Origin of the sequence: Paeniglutamicibacter kerguelensis, from assembly GCF_017876535.1 — a bacterium.
Taxonomy (GTDB): domain Bacteria; phylum Actinomycetota; class Actinomycetes; order Actinomycetales; family Micrococcaceae; genus Paeniglutamicibacter; species Paeniglutamicibacter kerguelensis.
In genome coordinates, this window is record NZ_JAGIOF010000001.1 from 2,721,979 (window position 1) to 2,738,218 (window position 16,240).

The following is a 16,240-nucleotide window of genomic DNA, read 5'->3' on the forward strand; positions in this document are numbered from 1 at the left end:
TGAGAATGAATTATTCGATTCACAACTTTCCATGAGAGGGTGAGCATTGGACACGGTCGTCATTAACGCTGGATAAACGCCGGGTTAAATCATTTCCGGGAATGCCCGCATGGCGGATATTCAGGGGCCGCCGTACGGATATCGATTGTCATTGGGCCTTGCAACTCCAAGTCTCCGCTCGAAAGGCCCCATGCGCTTCATTGGATCCCTGAGAAATTTGTTCATGTTGTTGTGGCGCGAAGCAGCAAAGTTCGGCGTGGTCGGCGGTTTGGGCTGGGTCATCGACAATGGCATTTACACCCTGCTGTGGCACGGGCCGATGTCCGACAGCACCATCAAGGCTCGCGTTGTCTCAACAGCCATTGCCACGATTTTCTCTTGGTTCGCCAACCGCTACTGGACTTTCAGGCACCGGCGTTCGGACCGCCCCTGGAAGGAATTCGTTCTCTTCCTTGTCATGAACGGCATCGGCCTGGGAATTGTCGTGGCCTGCCAATTCATTTCCCGGTATGTCTTGGGCTTCACGTCGTTCAGCGCCGACTTCATTGCTGGCGGGGTCATCGGATTGATCCTCGGAACCATCTTCAGGTTTCTTGCCTACCGGTACTTCGTCTTCAGCCAGGACCAGCCTTCACTGGCCGGCGTCGGGCTCCCGGAGACCGCCATGGCAGCAGGGGAAGCCGCGCGGCGCGCGTCTAGGCGCCAAATTCCCGAACCGGCTACCGGCCCGCCGTCGCAGCTTTGTCGCTGAGGACCTGGTGGCTTGCACGTAGCCGGGACATCCACCAACGACGGCGTTCGGGGTCCACGGCTTGGGCCCGCAACAGGTCCGGATCCGCAGCAATGTTGCGCAACCGCAGCGCACCGCCGACGGCGAGGAACCTGGCGGTGGTAACGTCCTCGACAAGCAGGGATCCCGTGGCCAGACCGCAGGCGTAGGGCAATTCGGGCAGGGCGGCGGCCAGTGCCGCCCCCTGGCGCAGGCCAACGGAGGTGTCCAGCGCGGAAGAGACAACGGCCGGCAGCCCGGCCTGCGCCACGATTTCGAGCGCACGGCGCACGCCGCCCAGCGGCTGCGCCTTGATGACGATCAGGTCGGCCGCCCCGGCACGGGCAACAGCCAGCGGGTCTTCTTCCTTCCGCACGGATTCATCGGCTGCGATCAATACCCCGAGTTCCTGTGCCTGCACGTGCTTGCGCAGCCGGGACAAGTCCTCGATGCTTGCCACCGGCTGTTCCGCATACTGCAAGCCGAAGCCGGCCAGCGCTTCCAGGGCCAGTGTTGCTTCATCGAAGGTCCATCCTGCATTCGCGTCGATGCGGATGTGCGCGTCGGGGAACAGCCGGCGCACCTCGGCCACCCGCGCGACGTCCTGGGCCAGGTCCTGCCCTTGCTCCGCCACCTTGACCTTGATGGTGTGGACGGCGTCGTAGTTGGACAGCACCTGTGCAACTCGTTCGGGGCCGACCGCCGGCAGGGTGGCATTCACCGGGATTTCTTCACGGACCGGTTCCGGGTAACCCCACCAGGCGGCCTCGATGGCCGCGGCCAGCCATGACGAGGTCTCCGCGGGGGCGTATTCGAGGAACGGCGAAAATTCGCCCCACCCCGCGGGCCCCTCGAGGAGCAACGCCTCGCGATGTTCAACCCCGCGGAACTTGACGCGCATCGGCAGGGAGACGACGTGGGCGCGCTCGGTGAGTTCGGCAAGGCCTGGCAGTTCAAACATGTTTCCAGCCTATCGCCGGTTCCCTCCCGTGAAGTCCGGTGCTTACGCTGCGGAGTATGCGCTGTTGAGGGCTTGCTGCCAGGCCTCGGCATTGTCTTCCGGCTTGGCGCCGGGCTTGAAGTCGTGCACCGTCAGTCCTACCCGGTGACCGAAGGCGTTGCGCCCAAAGATGCGAATCATCGCGTCGTCGGTCCGCAGGCCCACGAAATTCTCGTTCCTGAAGTCGACGACAACTTCCTGCCGGCCACGCCCGGGAAGGTCCAGGCTGAGGGTGTCCCCCACTGCCGCGTTGCCGAGCCCCAAGGCATCGACCCACCGGTCGAGTGCATCCGCGCTTGTTGCCGCATCCGGTCCCTGGACATCACTGAAGGCCACCGGGCGGTCGTTGAAGTACCGGAGGTACTGGCCCAGGGTGTGCAGGTAGAACGTGGTGTGCTTGGAAGCGCCATCGTACTGGTTGTCCCAGTCCTCAACGAAGATTCCCGAATGCACATAACGCAGATGGGTTCCGCCCGGCCCGGGGGTCATTTCATGCTCGAGCTGGTTGAACCACCCGTTGGGTCCTTCCATGCGGGACACCAGGTGCGTTGGGTAGTTCTTTTCGCTCACATAGGATTCCCACTCCCCCGTGGGGAACATCCAGGCGGCGGTGTCCTCCGTGACGGCCTTCCAGATCTGTTCGGGTGCGCCCGGCAGATCCGACTCTTGGCGGATTTCAAATTCCTTGTTCATGAGGCTTGTTCTTTCAGTGTGGGGTGAAGGGTGACGACCAGCCGATGCATGCGTCCGGTCGCGGAGGGCTTGTGGTACTTGGATGCCAGGGAACCGATGCTTTCGGCCAACTCGCGGCTGAACTCGGCGCGGTCCCGGGCACTGGAAAACACCAATTCGGCGTCCACGGCAAAGGTTGCCAGTGGCTTGTTCGCCGTGCGGGCCCCGACGACCAGGCGCCCCACCTCGCGCAGGGTTCGAGCGGCGAGGGCAAGCATCCAGATCGCGGAAAAGCTGTCCCGCAAGTCGCCGGCGCTCGGGTTCAGGGCTCCCACGGCTTCCGGCGAAATCACGTAGGACGCGGCCGTGGCCTGCATGAGACGTTCGGTCATGATGCCCTTCTGGCGTTGCTCGACCTCCTGCACGAGCCCGAGTTCCGCCAGCTGGTTCAGGTGGTAGGTGATCTTCTGGCGTGGGATGTTCATTCGCTGCGAAAGCATGCTCGCGGACGCCGGCTCGCGCAGCTCCCCCAGGAGGGTGCGTCGCATGGGGTCAAGCGTGGCTGCTGCGGCCCGCGGGTCTTCCAGCACGGCAAGGTCTAACATGACTCAAGAATCCCACTGACAAATTTATTTGTCAACAGATTCCTGGCGGGCCGGCGACAGCCGAATTCCACGGCCGATCGGCACCCCGGCGGGAACCCTCCCGGAGGTCCGAAGCGCATAAACCGCATCGGAGGTTCCGGATGTGACAGGCTTGTGGCGATGAGTTCAGAAGAATTGGCCCCAACCGTTCGGCGCGGGACCGCCGGCGTGCTGCCTTGGTATGCCGCCATGGCGTCACTGGCCGTGGCGTTCATTGCGTGCTATGTCTTTTTCGTGCGAACCCGCCTCGGGCAATGGATCGACGATGCCGCGCTCCTGGGAGGGCAGGCATTCCTCGCTGCCTATGCAACACGGAAACCGGCCCTGGCGTTCCTTGACTACATGCCAGCGTTCTCGGCGGTCCTGTCGGGAGCGGTGCTGCTCTGGGCCCTGGTCCGCAGACGGGATTTCGTGCGCCCAGCCATTGCCGGCTTGAGCATCCTGGGAGCATCGGGGACCACGCAACTGCTCAAACACGTGGTTCTCGAGCGGCCCGACCTGAACATTTCCGGCGCCACCGTCAACTCCTTCCCCTCCGGGCATACGACCTTTGCCGCGGCAGCCATGATGTCGATCTTCCTGGTGAGCCCCGCGGCACGCCGCCCCATGGTGGCCCTCGGCGGCTGGGCCTACGCCGCAGTCGCCGGCGCCTCGACCTTGGTGCTCGGCTGGCACCGTCCCAGCGACGTTGTGGCCGCGTACCTGGTGGCCGCTTTCTGGACGATGCTTGCGGGTCTCGTGCTGCGCCACCTGCACGGACCCACGGAACCGGCCGGCAGCGCGGGCCTGCCTCGTTCCGGGAGCTCGGAAAGGATCCTGGCCTGGTGCGCGTCGGCCGGGACCATCGCTTTGAGCGCAGGACTGGTCCTGGCGTTGCTGTTGCCGCACCCCAGGATCGGCGACGTATCGGATCCCGTCTTGCTGGTCTTCCTCGGCGCCGGCCTGGCCCTGATCCTGGGCTCGGCGTTCCTCATCGGCCACGTGGTGCTTCGGCTATTCAGCCGCTACGGGGCCCCGATCCGCTTCAATCCCGACCTCGGAATGAAGTAGCCGAAAAGCACCGCCCCGAGCACAGACACCGCCGCGATGCTCCAGATTCCGATGCCCAGCGTGGCGACGGCCAGCATGCCGGAAAGCAGGATCGGCCCGCCCATCGCCCCGGCGTCCGCCATCAGGCGCCACACTCCCAGGAACCTCGCCCTGTCGTGCACCGGGGAATAGTCGACGCCCAGTGTCAACACGATGCCCGAGCCGATTCCATTCCCGAAGCCCAGCAGCATGGCAACGGCCGTGAACATTCCAATGCCGGTCGTCAGCGGCAGCAGGGACATGGCAATCGCCATGATGACCAGGCACGGCACCGCTATCCAGACCCTGCCCTTGAGGTCCATGACCTTGCCCGCCGGATAGAAAATCAGCATGTCGAGCGCGCCGGAAAGTCCGTACACCAGGGCGATGGTGCCCGCGTCCAGGCCCAGGCTTTCACCCCACAGGGGCAACACGATCTGGCGGGACGAACGCACAGCTGCAATGCACACCACGCCCAGCCCCACCCCGCAGAGCACCCTCCGGTTTTTCCTGGCCATGCCCCACATGGATATGGTGGGGGCCTCGGGCCTGGCGCTCCCCCGCTCTCCGCTGCGCGAGGGAAGCTCTGGTATGGCAAAACAGACGACCAGGGCAAGCAGCATTGCCGCCACACCCACCCAATAGGCCCCGGTGATGCCCCACCATCCCATGGCGACCGTCGCCATGAACGGCCCGGCGAACACGCCCATGCGCATCACGCCCCCGAGCGTGGACATGGCCCGTGCCCGGTAGGCAACGGGCACGGCCTCGGCAAGGTAGCTCTGTCTGGCAAGGTTGAAAACCGCGCCCGCCATGCCCAGCATGGTGACGCCGACGGCGAAGAGCGGCAGCTCCGAATGGAACAGCCCAAGCGCCAGTCCCGCGGCTGCCCAGCCGGCGGCAGCCACCATGGCGGTCCGCTCGCCGACCTTGTTGGTCAGCAGCGCGGCCGGGACATTGGAAACCAGCGACCCGACGCCGACGAGCGTGACGATGAGTGCGGCCGTTGCGATGCTCGCCCCGCGGTCCCTGGCCGAAATCGCAATGACCGGAGTGACGGCCCCAAGGCCAATGGAGTACAAAAGCGATGGCGAATACACTTTCAGCGCCATGCTCCGCATACTGAAAGTTTGATCGTCCATTGCCTCATCCTACGCACGGACTACGGGCTCGTGGCGACCAGCCGTTCATATATGAAGCGGGACTCCACCGGCCCGTAGGGAAGGGCCGACAACTCCTCGTCCGTCGGCTCGCACCCCTCGGCCCGTCCGGTCGCAATGCGCCGGCACAGCAAAATGGCTTCGCGCAGTTCTCTTGCCTGCCGCTGCACAAAGTCCCGGTCCACCGGGCCGCCGTGGCCGGGAACAAACACCGTGTCGCTGCCTTCATGCACCGCAAGGTCCTCCAACAGCCGTAGCCACTGGCTCGGGCGCGAATCCCCGAAATTCGGGGGGCCGCCCTGCTCGATCACGTCGCCCGCAAAAAGCACGCGGCCCGCACGCACGGTCAGGTCTCCGGGGCTGTGCGCGGAACCGACCTGTTGCAGGGTGATGAACCTGTTCCCGAGATTCAGTTCGTGCGGTTCGCTGCCCAGGGCATGGGTCGGCACGTGGATGCGTGTGTGTTCGCCGACCCCCGCACCCATTTCCGGTTCCAGCATCCGCACCAGGGCCCGTTGTTCCGCCGCGGTTTCCTCCATGTGGCCGATGGCCAGGTTCCCCGCGTAGAAGTCGCCGACCCCTTGGGCGCGGAAATAGTCGTTGCCAAGAAAATGGTCGCCGTGGGCATGCGTGTTGACGACGACGAGATCCAGGCCGGTGATTCGGCGAACCGCACGGTGGATCGCTCGGGCTTCGCGGGGACCCGCGCCGGTATCGATCAGGGCCGCCAGCCGGCTGCCCACGATGAGCCCGCTGTTCATGGCGAACCCGGGGCTGGTCAACCGCCAGCAGGCGTCGGGCAACGCCTCCCATGCCAAGGGCGCGGCTTCCGCGTCCCCGGCGGGGTCGCCGTTTGAAGAGCGTTCCGGCATCGGCTCGGGAACACCAGGCATTCAACGCCTCCTCAAGCGGGTACCGGGGTACGTCAGGCGGGCGATCAGGTGACCGTGACCTTCACATGGCCAAAGGGAACAGTCTCGTCAACGTAGGCCTGCTCGGAGTGGCCGCCCAGACCTCGCACATGGACTCCGTGCGTTCCCTCGGCCACCGATTCCCTCATCACCGGCAGCACCATCGCCGCGTGGTGTTCCTCGAGGCTTAGAAGGTACTCGACATAGCTTGCTGGCAAATCATTCATCTCGATCATGACCTCAGGATAAAGCCGCGAGCAACAACGGCATAGATGCCGACCCCTTGCATTTGCGCAGGTGGCCCCCGTTCGGCGCCTCGGGCCCCGATGTTTCCCGGGGTTAGGTCGCCGGAGAGGGTTTGGCGGCAAACAAAATCGGGCGTGCGCCCAATCCCCCTCAAACGGATTGGGCGCACGCCCGATTTCTGCGTAACCCCTACAGGTCGGCCAGCGCCCCCGCGGGGTTCTCCATGGCATCGGCAACGAAGCGCAGGAAGCCTGCCGCAACGCCGCCGTCGCAGACGCGGTGGTCGAAGGCCAGCGTCAGCTCGGTGACCTTGCGGACGGCAAGCTCCCCGTTGACGACCCACGGCTTGTCGATGATGCGGCCGACGCCCAGGATCGCGACCTCCGGGTAGTTGATGATGGCGGCCGAGCCGTCAACCCCGAAGACACCGTAGTTGTTCAGCGTGAAGGTGCCGCTGGTCAGCTCGGCCACCGTGGCCTTGCCGGAGCGGGTGACCTCGGTGAGCCGCGCCAGCTCGGCATTGATGCCACGGGCGCTGAGCTGCTGGGCGTTGCGGATGGCCGGAACCATCAGCCCGCGGTCGGTCTGCGCGGCGATGCCGAGGTTGATCCCGTCGAACCCGACGATCTCCACGTCGCCCTGCGCATTTGTCTCGATGCGGCTGTTCAGCTCCGGGTACTTCTGCAGCCCGGCCACCACGAAGCGCGCAATGAACGCCAGCAGCCCGGGGGTGTTCTGCGGGTCCCTGGCCTTGAGCGAGCTTCGCATCTCCAGCAACGCCGTGGCGTCCACGTCGACCCAGACCGTGGCCTCGGGGATTTCGCTGCGCGAGCGCGCCATGGCCTGGGCAATGGTCTTACGGACGCCAGTGATCGGGGTGCGCGAGGCAACCGCCAGGCCGGAGCGCGAGTCGAGCTCGCCGGTCTCCGCACTTGCTGCACGCGGCGCGACGACTGCAGGCTGCGCAGCGGGCGCGGCAGCCGGAGCCGGTGCGGCAGCCGGAGCCGGTGCGGCGACAACCGCCGCCGCGACCGGGGCAGCGGATGCGGCCTCGACGTCGCTGCGCAAAATCAGCCCGCCGATCCCGGATCCCGCGAGCGTGGCAATGTCGATGCCGCGGTCCCTTGCCAGCTTGCGGACCAGCGGCGAGATCACCAGCGGCGCACGCAGCGGCACCGAAACCGCCGCACGAACCTGTGCCTGTGCCGGGGCTGTTCCCACGGCCCCGCCGCGCGGACGGCGCTTGCGCGCCTTGGCGGCCAGCCCGTCGGGGGTGCCGTAGCCGATGAGCACGTTGCCGGATCCCTCGGCCTCGGGCTCGGCAACCCCCGCGCGTTCCTCCTCGCGGTAGGACAATGCCACCTCGCGCACCGGCTGGGAGGCCGTTGCGGGCTCGGCTTCGCTGCCCTCCTCAAGCACGGAGATCAACGGGGTGTCGACCTGGATCATTTCGCCCGCGGCGCCGTGCAGCTGGTGCACGGTTCCGGCATACGGGCTTGGCACCTCCACCATCGACTTGGCGGTCTCGACCTCGGCAATCGGCTGGTCGATGACCACGGTGTCGCCCACGGCAACCAGCCACTTCACCAGTTCCGCCTCGGCAAGGCCCTCGCCGAGGTCCGGCAACAGGAATGTCTTCACGCTCATGCCTTTTCCTCCCACTGCAATGCGTCAACGGTGTCAAGAATGCGGTCAACCGACGGCAGGAAATACTTTTCCAGCTTCGGGGCCGGGAACGGGGTGTCGAAGCCCGTCACGCGCAGCACTGGGGCCGCGAGCGAGTGGAAGCACCGCTCCTGGATCCGCGCCACGATCTCGCTGGACACGGAGGCAAAGCCCGGGGCCTCGGCGATGACCACGGCGCGGCCGGTCTTGCGCACGGACTCGCAGATCGTCGCGTCGTCCAGCGGCACGATGGAGCGCACGTCGATGACCTCGAGGTTGCGGCCCTCCAAGGCGGCGGCCTCGGCCGCGGCAAGCGCCGTGGAAACCGAGGGGCCGTAGGCGATCAGCGTGGCGTCGGTGCCGGACCTGGCGATTGCCGCCCTGCCCTCGGTCGAGGGAACCAGGGCCGTCTCGTGCGAGAGGCGCAGGGCCTCGAGGTCGACATGTTCCTTGGTCCAGTAGAGCTTCTTCGGCTCCATGAAGACCACCGGGTCCGGGGAATCGATGGCCTCGCGCAGCATCAGGTACGCGTCCTTGACCGTGGCCGGGGTGAAGACCTTCAGCCCGGGGGTGTGCGCGTAGTAGGCCTCGGAGGAATCGCAGTGGTGCTCGACGCCGCCGATGCCGCCGGCGTACGGGATGCGGATGACCATCGGCAGGGGCATCTTGCCCTTGGTGCGGTTGTGCATCTTGGCCACGTGGGAGGCGATCTGCTCGAAGGCCGGGTAGGCGAAGGCGTCGAATTGCATCTCGATGACCGGGCGCATGCCGTTCATCGCCATGCCGATGGCCATGCCGACGATGCCGGATTCGGCCAGCGGGGTGTCGAAGCAGCGGCTTGAGCCAAAGCGCTTGGTCAGCCCGTCGGTGATGCGGAAGACGCCGCCGAGCACTCCGACGTCCTCGCCGAACATCAGGACCGACGAGTCGGATTCCATGGCATCGGCCAGCGCGGTGTTCAGTGCCTTGGCAAAGGTGACGGACTGCAGGCCGGTGTCTGCGGCGCGGGCCGCCTGGGCGGCGGTTTCGGCGCTGACGTTGCCGTTGGCCTCGGATGAGGTGCTGATGGTCGGGCTCACTTGGTGTCCTCCTCGCGGGCGAGTTCGTCGGCGAGCAGGTGGGCCTGCTCGGTCAGTTGCGTGGTGGGGGTCGAGAATACGTGGGCGAACAGCTCGGCCGGATCCGGGGTGTTTTCCGAATTCATGCCGTCGCGCAGGGTCTTGGCCACTGCTTCGGCGCTGGCCGTGATGCGTTCCTCGGCCTGCTCGGTGAGCAGCCCGGCATCGACCAGGTAGCTGCGCATGCGGGTCAGCGGGTCCTTGGCGATCCAGGCCTGGACCTCGGCGTCTTCGCGGTAGCGCGTTGCGTCATCGGCGTTGGTGTGTGCCTGCATGCGGTAGGTGTGGGCCTCGACCAGCAGCGGACCGTTTCCTTCGCGGGCCAGGCGCACGGCACGGCCAAGCACGGAGAGCAGGGCAACCAGGTCGTTGCCGTCGACGCGCTCGCCCGCCATGCCGTAGCCGACGGCCTTGTGCGCCAGGGACGGGGCGACCGACTGCTGCGAGAGCGGGACGGAGATGGCGTACTGGTTGTTCTGCACGAAGAAGATCACCGGCAGGTTGAACACAGCCGCGAAGTTAAGTGCCTCGTGGAAGTCGCCCTCGCTGGTCGCGCCGTCGCCGCACATTGCCAGGACTACGGTGTCCTCGCCGCGCAGCTTGGCCGCGTGTGCCACGCCGACAGCGTGCAGCAGCTGGGTGGTCAGCGGGGTGGCCTGGACCGAAACCTTGTACTGCTTGGGGTCGTAGCCGCTGTGCCAGTCACCGCGGAAGCTTGTCATGACCTCCATCGGTGCCACGCCCTTGGCCATGACTGCCACCGAGTCGCGATAGGTGGGGAACATCCAGTCGTCTTCGCCCAGACACAGGGCAGCCGCAACCTGGCAAGCTTCCTGTCCGTGGCTGGAGGGGTAAACGGCCATGCGGCCCTGGCGAACGAGTGCGGAGTTCTGGTCGTTGACACGTCGGCCGATCACCAGTTGCTCATAGGCGGCCAGCAGTGCGGCGGGGCTCGGCAGCGGGTAATCGTGGCCCGGCTCGGCACCCTGTTCACCCGACGGGTGGAGCTTGCCGTTTACATCGAGCATGTGGATCTCGGTTCGCGCCGGAAGCATGTAGTCCTCCGGGGTGATGCCGAATTTGCTGCTCACCTGCTCGATTGCTTCGCGCGATTCGTTGATGGTCACGGTCCACGCCTTTCTGCCGTTTCGGAGGCATTCGTCCAAGCCTGGAGGCTTGACTCGATGCCAATTCATTACTCAATTATGTGTTTTGCTACTGAAACGTATCCAGTCTGTTGAGCAATTCTGGAAAACTGAGCATGAGATCGATAGTATTGTAGACAGATTGAAAATGTGACCGTCGCTACACGATGGTTTATAGACAAAGCGGATAGAGGCATTTGATGGAGACTCCCCCGGTTCGACTCGACGACGTGGACCGCCGCATCCTCGAAGAGCTAACCCGCGACGGTCGGCAGTCCGTCACCACCGTCGCGCAGAAGGTCCACGTCTCGCGCGCCCACGCCTATTCTCGTATCAATCGCCTCCAGGAAGAAGGGGTCATCACCCGCTACACCGCGGTGATCGATCCGCTGCGTGCGGGCCTGCGCGCCAGCGCCTATGTGACCCTGAAATTGCGCCAGCATTCCTGGCGTGAACTGCGCGAACGCCTGGCCCTTATGCCGGAGGTGCACCACGTGGGACTGGTCGGCGGCAACTTCGATGTCATCCTACTGGTCCGGGCCAGGGACAACGTCGACCTGCGCCGCGTCATCTTTGAACAGATCCAGGCCATGCCAGGAGTCTTGGACACCCAAACGTTCTTGATCTTCGAAGATGTCGATACTCGCTAAACGAATACACGAGCCATAGGCTATTCCCAATGACTCTTCCGGGGTCGTGAACCAACAGGGAGCGGCCAGCATGGATCGGCAGTCGGCGGAAGCGGAAACACAAGACGAATCCGCAAGGACGCCAAGTCTCCTGAGGCGGCGTCCCGGCTTCCCCATGTTGATGGTCTCCATTGCCTTTGGCGCCGTTGCCTCGGGCATCCTGAATGTCGCCAACGATTTGGTTGCCATTTATGCGCTCGACGCCGATGCAACTCAAATCGGTCTGCTGAACGCCTCGGAATCCATCGCGTTTCTATTCCTGGCCATTCCGGCCGGGATCCTGCTTGATCGCGTCAACAGGATCAAGACCATGATCTGGGCGCAAGCGATAGCGGGGATGGCAATCTTCTCAGTTCCCGTCTGTTGGGCACTGCAAGTGCTGAGTTACCCGCAATTGCTGGTTGTTTCATTCCTGGTGGGTGTCACCGGCATGTTCTGGGGCATGGGTGCAGGTTCTGCATTGCCCGGCATTGTTGGGGGCGACCTCATTTCAGTGGCTTTTGCGCGCAAGGAAACGGTGGATGCCTCTGCGGGGATCATTTCCCCAGGCTTGGCAGGCGTCTTGGTTGCGCTCGTTTCCGCACCATTCACCCTGTTAGTGGCCGGAGCAGCAAATTTCATGGCGGCAGGGGCCTTGCTCTGGGGCTTCCGGAACAAATCCAACGTCGCCATCCAGTCCACGGAGCCCAAGGAACGCGTTTCCTTCAAGGCCTCTTTCAGTGAGGCGTTGCATTTCACTCTCAAGCACCCGATGATCCGTGCGCTCACGGCCTCGTCATCCATCACCAACATGGGTCTGGCGTTCGGTGCGGCGTTGGAGACCCTGTACTTCATCAAGGTATTGGGGTTCACGCCGCAGGTTGTCGGACTGGTCATTTCAACCATCGCCGTTGGTGGCCTTGTCGGTTCGCTAGTGGTTCCAGGAATGGTGGGCCGCCTGGGCGAGCGAAAGGTCCTGGCACTTTCCGTCCTGTGTCTGCCATTGGCGGTCACTCTCATCCCCTTGGCCGCCAGCGTCTCGCAGGCAGCCGTGTTCCTGATCATCACGAGTTCGGTGCTCTACAACGCGCTGATGGTTTCCTACAATGCAACTGTGTATGGCTTGCTCGCACGCTACACTCCCGAGGAATTGATGGGCCGTCAGCAAGGGTTCCGTCTGGTCTTCACGATGGGTCCGGTTCCGGTTTTGGGAATCGTTGGCGGTTTCTTGGGCGACCGGCTCGGCCTGCAGGCTGCCATGTGGATCTGGGTGGGAATCACCGCATGCGCAGCGCTTCCACTGGTCGCCGTCCTCAATAAATCCAGCCGGGAATCCGAGCCGGCAAACGATTAGTCCTCGGTCGGGCGGAGTGTGAAAACACCTCAGCCAGGCATGCTCCGAGGACATCGGCCCGAGCCGCCCAAAGAAAATGCGCCGCCGCTGCTGGCTATTGCCAGCAGCGGCGGCGCATTCCGTCACGACCGGAAGACAACTAGCCCTTGAACACGGGCTTGCGCTTTTCCTGGAAGGCAAGGAATCCTTCGGCATAGTCCTCGGTTGCGCAGAGGTCGGCCTGCGCCTGGTTTTCATTGGCCATTGATTCCCACAGCCCCAGGCGTGCGTCGCGGATCTCGGCAACCAATTCCTTGGACGCCCTGAATGCCTCGGTGGCACCGCTGGCAACCTTGGCAACGATGGCTCGGGTGTTCTCCAGCAATTCGTCCGCGGGCATCGAACGCGAGAAGAGGCCCGAGCGCACTGCCTCCGCACCGCTGATCAGTTCGGCGGTGTAAATCATGTCCAGGGTTCGGTGGGAACCCAGGCGTTCGGTGAACAGCCAATGTCCGCCCGAATCGAGGGTGGCACCGAGATTGGCGAAGGGCGAGCCGATCTTCGCGTTGTCCGCAACGTAGACAACATCGGTGGCGATGGCCAGGCCGAGCCCGACGCCCAGGCACGCGCCCTGAACGGATGCGAACGTCGGCGCCGGGAACGAGGACATCTTGGCCAACAGCGGCTGGACCTTGCCGCCCAGGTAGCCGATCACGTCATCGTCGGCCGGGGTGACCCCGGAGATGTCGCGGCCGGCGCAGAATCCGCGGCCCTCCCCGCGCAACAGCAGGGCACGGACCTCTCCGGTTTCGACGCCCTCGACGGCCTTGTCGTAGGCGGCCTCCAATTCGGCCAATGCCGCCTCGTCGAGCGCGTTCATCTTCTGCGGGGCGTTGAGCACAATTTCTGCCACGCCGCCGGAAATGCTTAGTTCAATCATCCGGTCCTCTTTTCCAGTCGGTACAGGAGAAGGACCCGCCCGCGTTCATGGGCAGATCCTTCCCCGAGAATATTCCTAGGCGTCGTAGTCGACCAGGACGCTGTCGCTGGTCGGGCGCGACTGGCAGGTCAGGACGTAGCCCTTCTCCACTTCGTCCGGTTCCAGCGCGTAGTTTTCGTCCATTTCGACGGTACCGGTGACAACCTTGGCGCGGCAGGTGCCGCACACGCCGCCGGCGCAAGCAAACGGAACGTCAGGGCGGACGCGCAGCGCGGCGTTCAGGATGGTTTCGCGGGCGCTGACCGGGCTCTTGACCTCGCCCTGCAGGCCGTCGAGCTTGAAGGAAATCTCGAAGTTCTTCCCGCCCTCGTCGGCAACCACCGGACGACCAATGTGCCCCTCGGGGCGGTTCGGCTCGCCGGTGGTGAACAGTTCGAAGCGGACCTTCTCGGCCGCAACGCCCTGGGCCGTCAGGTTGTCGCGCACCATCTGGACCAGTTCGAACGGGCCGCAGAGGAACCACTCGTCGATGGAGGACGTGCGGATCACCGTACTGAGCATGGTGTGCAGCTTCTCGGAGTCGATGCGTCCTGAGAGTAGCGGGGAGATGCGCTGTTCACGGCTGAGCACGTGGTGCAGTGCAAAGCGTGCCGGGTACTTGTCCTTGAGGTCCGCCAGTTCCTCAAGGAACATAACGTCCATGGCTGCCTTGTTCGCGTAGATCAGGTCGAAGCGCGTGTTCTTGTTTGCGGCAAGCACTGTGCGGGCGATGGCCATGACCGGGGTGATGCCCGAACCTGCGGCGACTGCCACGAAGTTGTTCTCATTTTCCGTGTCGATGGATTCCGGGTCGTTCATCCCGGTCATCTTGTGCTTTGAAATGAAGGCACCGGCAGGGCTCATCACGTCGATGACATCGCCCTCAGCCAGCGATTCGTTGGCCCAGGTGGAGAAGATTCCACCGAGGTCACGCTTGATCGCAACGCGGATCTCACCGCGTACCGGGGCCGCGCAGATCGAGTAGCTGCGGCGCAGCTCGAAGGGGTTGCCATCGGCGTCCGGAAGTTCCTTGCGCAGCGCAACGTACTGGCCGGAAACGTAGTCGAACTGGTCGGCCAGGTCCTCGGGGACCTCGAAGGTGACCTCAATGGCGTCGGCGGTCAGCCGGCGCACCTCGGCGACGCGCAGGGAATGGAAGGTGGCCCGGCGTCGGGTCGTTTCGGGCGTGGCAGCGGTATCTGTCATGAGAGCACCTTGAAGTAATCAAATGGTTCCAGGCAATCCTTGCAGGAATAGAAGGCCTTGCAAGAGGTGGAACCGAAGCGGGAAAGTTCTTTGGTATTGAGCGAATGGCAGCGCGGGCATTTCACGGCCAGGCCGAGGGTCACCGGCCCGCGGTGGCCCTTGCCGGTGGGCGGGGCGATGCCGTATTCCTCGAGTTTGGCCTTGCCCGACTCGGTCATCCAGTCGGTGGTCCAGGCCGGTGAGAGCACCAGGTTCACCCTGACCTTCTCAAAGCCTTCCTCCCGGAAGGCAATGCCGAGGTCCTCGGTGATCGCGTCCATGGCCGGGCACCCCGAATAGGTGGGGGTGATGGTCACGTGAACCGTGCCCTCGGTGTCCTGTTGCACCGAGCGCAGAATCCCGAGGTCCTCGATGGTGAGAACGGGGATCTCGGGATCCGTGACCCGTGAGGCGATGTCGAGCAAGCGCTCGGTGGAAACAGACACGTTAGTCAGCCTCTTTCGTTACCAGGTGGCGCCGGGGTGCTTGCGCGCCAGCACCTGCATTTCGGCCAGGATGAAGCCCATGTATTCGCTGGGCTGTCCCTGGCGGCCGAAGCTCATGGCCGAACCGGTCTTGGGAATTTCCAAGCCCGCATCGGCAAGCACGGCGGTGATTTCTTCGTCCCAGGCCGCACGCAGCGTGGACGGGCGGACGCCCGCGTCGCCGAGCACGTCGTAGAGCGGTTCGTCCTTGAACATCTCGTCAACGTACGGCCAGAGGATCTCCAGCGCGTGGCGCATCTTCTCGGCCGATTCCTCGGTGCCGAGGCCCAGGCGCAGCGTCCACTGGATGGCGTGGTCGCGGTGGTAGTCCACTTCCTTGACGGCCTTCGCGCAGATTGCCGCGATGGTTTCGTCCGAGGAATCCAGCAGTCGAGTGTAGAGCAGGTGCTGGAAGATCGAAACGATCAGCTGGCGCGCGATGGTCGTGCCGAAGTGGCCGTTTGGCTGCTGCACGATGTGCAGCGCGGTGAATTCCTCTTCCTCGCGGAAGTAGGCAAGGTCGTCCTCGGTCTTGTCCCAGGCCAGTGCGGCGTAGGAAAGGAAGGAACGGGCGTGGCCCAACTGGTCCAGGGCGATGTTGCCCAGGGCGATGTCTTCCTCGAGCTCGGGGCCGCGGGAGATCCAGTCGGAGAGCCGCTGCGCAAGGATCAGGGCGTCGTCGCCCAGGCGAAGGGCGTACTGCGCGACCTCTTCGCTCGGGGCGGTCTGCTGGATGGCAATGTCCTCCGGGCGCAGTGCGTTGCCCGGGGTGACCCGGGTCGCCGAGGCGCTCGCGTCGCCGAAGCTGTCCAGGGAGTGGTCGATGTCGTGTGCGCTCACAGGTGCTTCACGCCTTCGCTCTTGGTGTAGTAGGTTGCGTGGCGGTAGTCCTTGCCCTGCGGGGACTCAAAGAACTGGCCCTTGGCGTCCGGGTCGGAGGCAATGATGTCGTTGGAGTTCACGATCCACAGGGACACGCCCTCGTTGCGGCGGGTGTACAAGTCGCGTGCGTTGCGAAGTGCCATTTCCGCATCCGGGGCATGCAAGGATCCGGCGTGCACGTGCGAGAGTCCGCGTGAGGAACGGACGAATACTTCCCAAAGCGGCCAGGCGCTGTTGTTTTCACTCATTG

General features: G+C 64.4%; 18 protein-coding genes. 4 read left to right on the forward strand and 14 right to left on the reverse strand.

What is annotated here, in order from left to right:
- The first annotated feature begins 223 nt into the window (after positions 1 to 223).
- Complete coding sequence (locus tag JOF47_RS12490) at positions 224 to 751, forward strand: GtrA family protein (protein ID WP_245356352.1); 528 nt, start codon at positions 224 to 226, stop codon at positions 749 to 751.
- On the opposite strand, the gene JOF47_RS12495 is transcribed toward JOF47_RS12490, so the two are convergent.
- The 3 genes from JOF47_RS12495 to JOF47_RS12505 are packed head-to-tail and all read right to left on the reverse strand — an operon-like array spanning position 720 to position 3,046.
- A complete protein-coding gene (locus JOF47_RS12495; RefSeq protein WP_209998790.1) occupies positions 720 to 1,730 on the reverse strand; it encodes an o-succinylbenzoate synthase in 1,011 nt (336 codons plus the stop codon). The two genes, JOF47_RS12490 and JOF47_RS12495, sit on opposite strands and share 32 nt — an antisense overlap.
- 42 nt (positions 1,731 to 1,772) lie before the next feature.
- On the reverse strand, positions 1,773 to 2,462 hold the full coding sequence (locus JOF47_RS12500) for an SRPBCC family protein (protein ID WP_209998798.1): 690 nt from the start codon (positions 2,460 to 2,462) through the stop codon (positions 1,773 to 1,775).
- Complete coding sequence (locus tag JOF47_RS12505; protein ID WP_209998799.1) at positions 2,459 to 3,046, reverse strand: winged helix-turn-helix domain-containing protein; 588 nt, start codon at positions 3,044 to 3,046, stop codon at positions 2,459 to 2,461. The genes JOF47_RS12500 and JOF47_RS12505 overlap by 4 nt, the downstream gene beginning before the upstream one ends.
- Positions 3,047 to 3,205: 159 nt before the next feature.
- On the opposite strand from JOF47_RS12505, the gene JOF47_RS12510 reads away from it, so the two are divergent.
- Complete coding sequence (locus tag JOF47_RS12510) at positions 3,206 to 4,135, forward strand: phosphatase PAP2 family protein (protein WP_209998808.1); 930 nt, start codon at positions 3,206 to 3,208, stop codon at positions 4,133 to 4,135.
- Here the strand turns inward: JOF47_RS12510 and JOF47_RS12515 are convergent.
- From JOF47_RS12515 to JOF47_RS12540, 6 genes are all read right to left on the reverse strand, one after another.
- The gene (locus JOF47_RS12515) at positions 4,090 to 5,265 is read right to left on the reverse strand and encodes an MFS transporter (protein ID WP_245356353.1); all 1,176 of its coding nucleotides are present in this window, start codon (positions 5,263 to 5,265) and stop codon (positions 4,090 to 4,092) included. The genes JOF47_RS12510 and JOF47_RS12515 overlap by 46 nt on opposite strands.
- A 50-nt stretch (positions 5,266 to 5,315) precedes the next feature.
- Positions 5,316 to 6,206, reverse strand: coding sequence for an MBL fold metallo-hydrolase (locus JOF47_RS12520; RefSeq protein ID WP_209998812.1), 891 nt, complete (start codon positions 6,204 to 6,206; stop codon positions 5,316 to 5,318).
- Between the two features lie 44 nt (positions 6,207 to 6,250).
- Positions 6,251 to 6,460, reverse strand: coding sequence for a hypothetical protein (locus tag JOF47_RS12525; RefSeq protein ID WP_245356354.1), 210 nt, complete (start codon positions 6,458 to 6,460; stop codon positions 6,251 to 6,253).
- Between the two features lie 199 nt (positions 6,461 to 6,659).
- Positions 6,660 to 8,117, reverse strand: coding sequence for a dihydrolipoamide acetyltransferase family protein (locus tag JOF47_RS12530; RefSeq protein WP_209998814.1), 1,458 nt, complete (start codon positions 8,115 to 8,117; stop codon positions 6,660 to 6,662).
- Entirely contained in the window at positions 8,114 to 9,214 is a 1,101-nt protein-coding gene (locus JOF47_RS12535; protein ID WP_209998817.1) for an alpha-ketoacid dehydrogenase subunit beta, read from the reverse strand. The genes JOF47_RS12530 and JOF47_RS12535 overlap by 4 nt, the downstream gene beginning before the upstream one ends.
- A complete protein-coding gene (locus JOF47_RS12540; RefSeq protein ID WP_342592767.1) occupies positions 9,211 to 10,380 on the reverse strand; it encodes a thiamine pyrophosphate-dependent enzyme in 1,170 nt (389 codons plus the stop codon). The genes JOF47_RS12535 and JOF47_RS12540 overlap by 4 nt, the downstream gene beginning before the upstream one ends.
- A 218-nt stretch (positions 10,381 to 10,598) precedes the next feature.
- On the opposite strand from JOF47_RS12540, the gene JOF47_RS12545 reads away from it, so the two are divergent.
- Together JOF47_RS12545 and JOF47_RS12550 are read left to right on the forward strand one after the other, a co-directional pair.
- The gene (locus JOF47_RS12545) at positions 10,599 to 11,048 is read left to right on the forward strand and encodes an Lrp/AsnC family transcriptional regulator (protein WP_209998829.1); all 450 of its coding nucleotides are present in this window, start codon (positions 10,599 to 10,601) and stop codon (positions 11,046 to 11,048) included.
- Between the two features lie 70 nt (positions 11,049 to 11,118).
- The gene (locus JOF47_RS12550) at positions 11,119 to 12,420 is read left to right on the forward strand and encodes an MFS transporter (protein ID WP_209998831.1); all 1,302 of its coding nucleotides are present in this window, start codon (positions 11,119 to 11,121) and stop codon (positions 12,418 to 12,420) included.
- A gap of 139 nt (positions 12,421 to 12,559) precedes the next feature.
- On the opposite strand, the gene JOF47_RS12555 is transcribed toward JOF47_RS12550, so the two are convergent.
- The 5 genes from JOF47_RS12555 to paaB all read right to left on the reverse strand — a co-directional run bounded on the left by JOF47_RS12555 (position 12,560) and on the right by paaB (position 16,238).
- Positions 12,560 to 13,339: an enoyl-CoA hydratase/isomerase family protein gene (locus JOF47_RS12555; protein ID WP_209998832.1), complete on the reverse strand. Its 780-nt coding sequence runs from the start codon at positions 13,337 to 13,339 to the stop codon at positions 12,560 to 12,562.
- A gap of 75 nt (positions 13,340 to 13,414) precedes the next feature.
- The gene (gene paaE, locus JOF47_RS12560; RefSeq protein ID WP_209998839.1) at positions 13,415 to 14,584 is read right to left on the reverse strand and encodes a 1,2-phenylacetyl-CoA epoxidase subunit PaaE; all 1,170 of its coding nucleotides are present in this window, start codon (positions 14,582 to 14,584) and stop codon (positions 13,415 to 13,417) included.
- Positions 14,581 to 15,078 carry a 1,2-phenylacetyl-CoA epoxidase subunit PaaD gene (gene paaD / locus JOF47_RS12565; RefSeq protein WP_210001619.1) on the reverse strand — a complete coding sequence of 166 codons (498 nt, stop codon included), beginning with the start codon at positions 15,076 to 15,078 and terminating at the stop codon, positions 14,581 to 14,583. The genes paaE and paaD overlap by 4 nt, the downstream gene beginning before the upstream one ends.
- Before the next feature lie 9 nt (positions 15,079 to 15,087).
- Positions 15,088 to 15,948, reverse strand: a complete 861-nt coding sequence (gene paaC, locus JOF47_RS12570) for a 1,2-phenylacetyl-CoA epoxidase subunit PaaC (RefSeq protein ID WP_209998849.1) — start codon at positions 15,946 to 15,948, stop codon at positions 15,088 to 15,090.
- Positions 15,945 to 16,238, reverse strand: coding sequence for a 1,2-phenylacetyl-CoA epoxidase subunit PaaB (gene paaB / locus JOF47_RS12575; RefSeq protein WP_209998851.1), 294 nt, complete (start codon positions 16,236 to 16,238; stop codon positions 15,945 to 15,947). Before paaB ends, paaC begins: the two co-directional genes overlap by 4 nt.
- Positions 16,239 to 16,240: the final 2 nt, after the last annotated feature.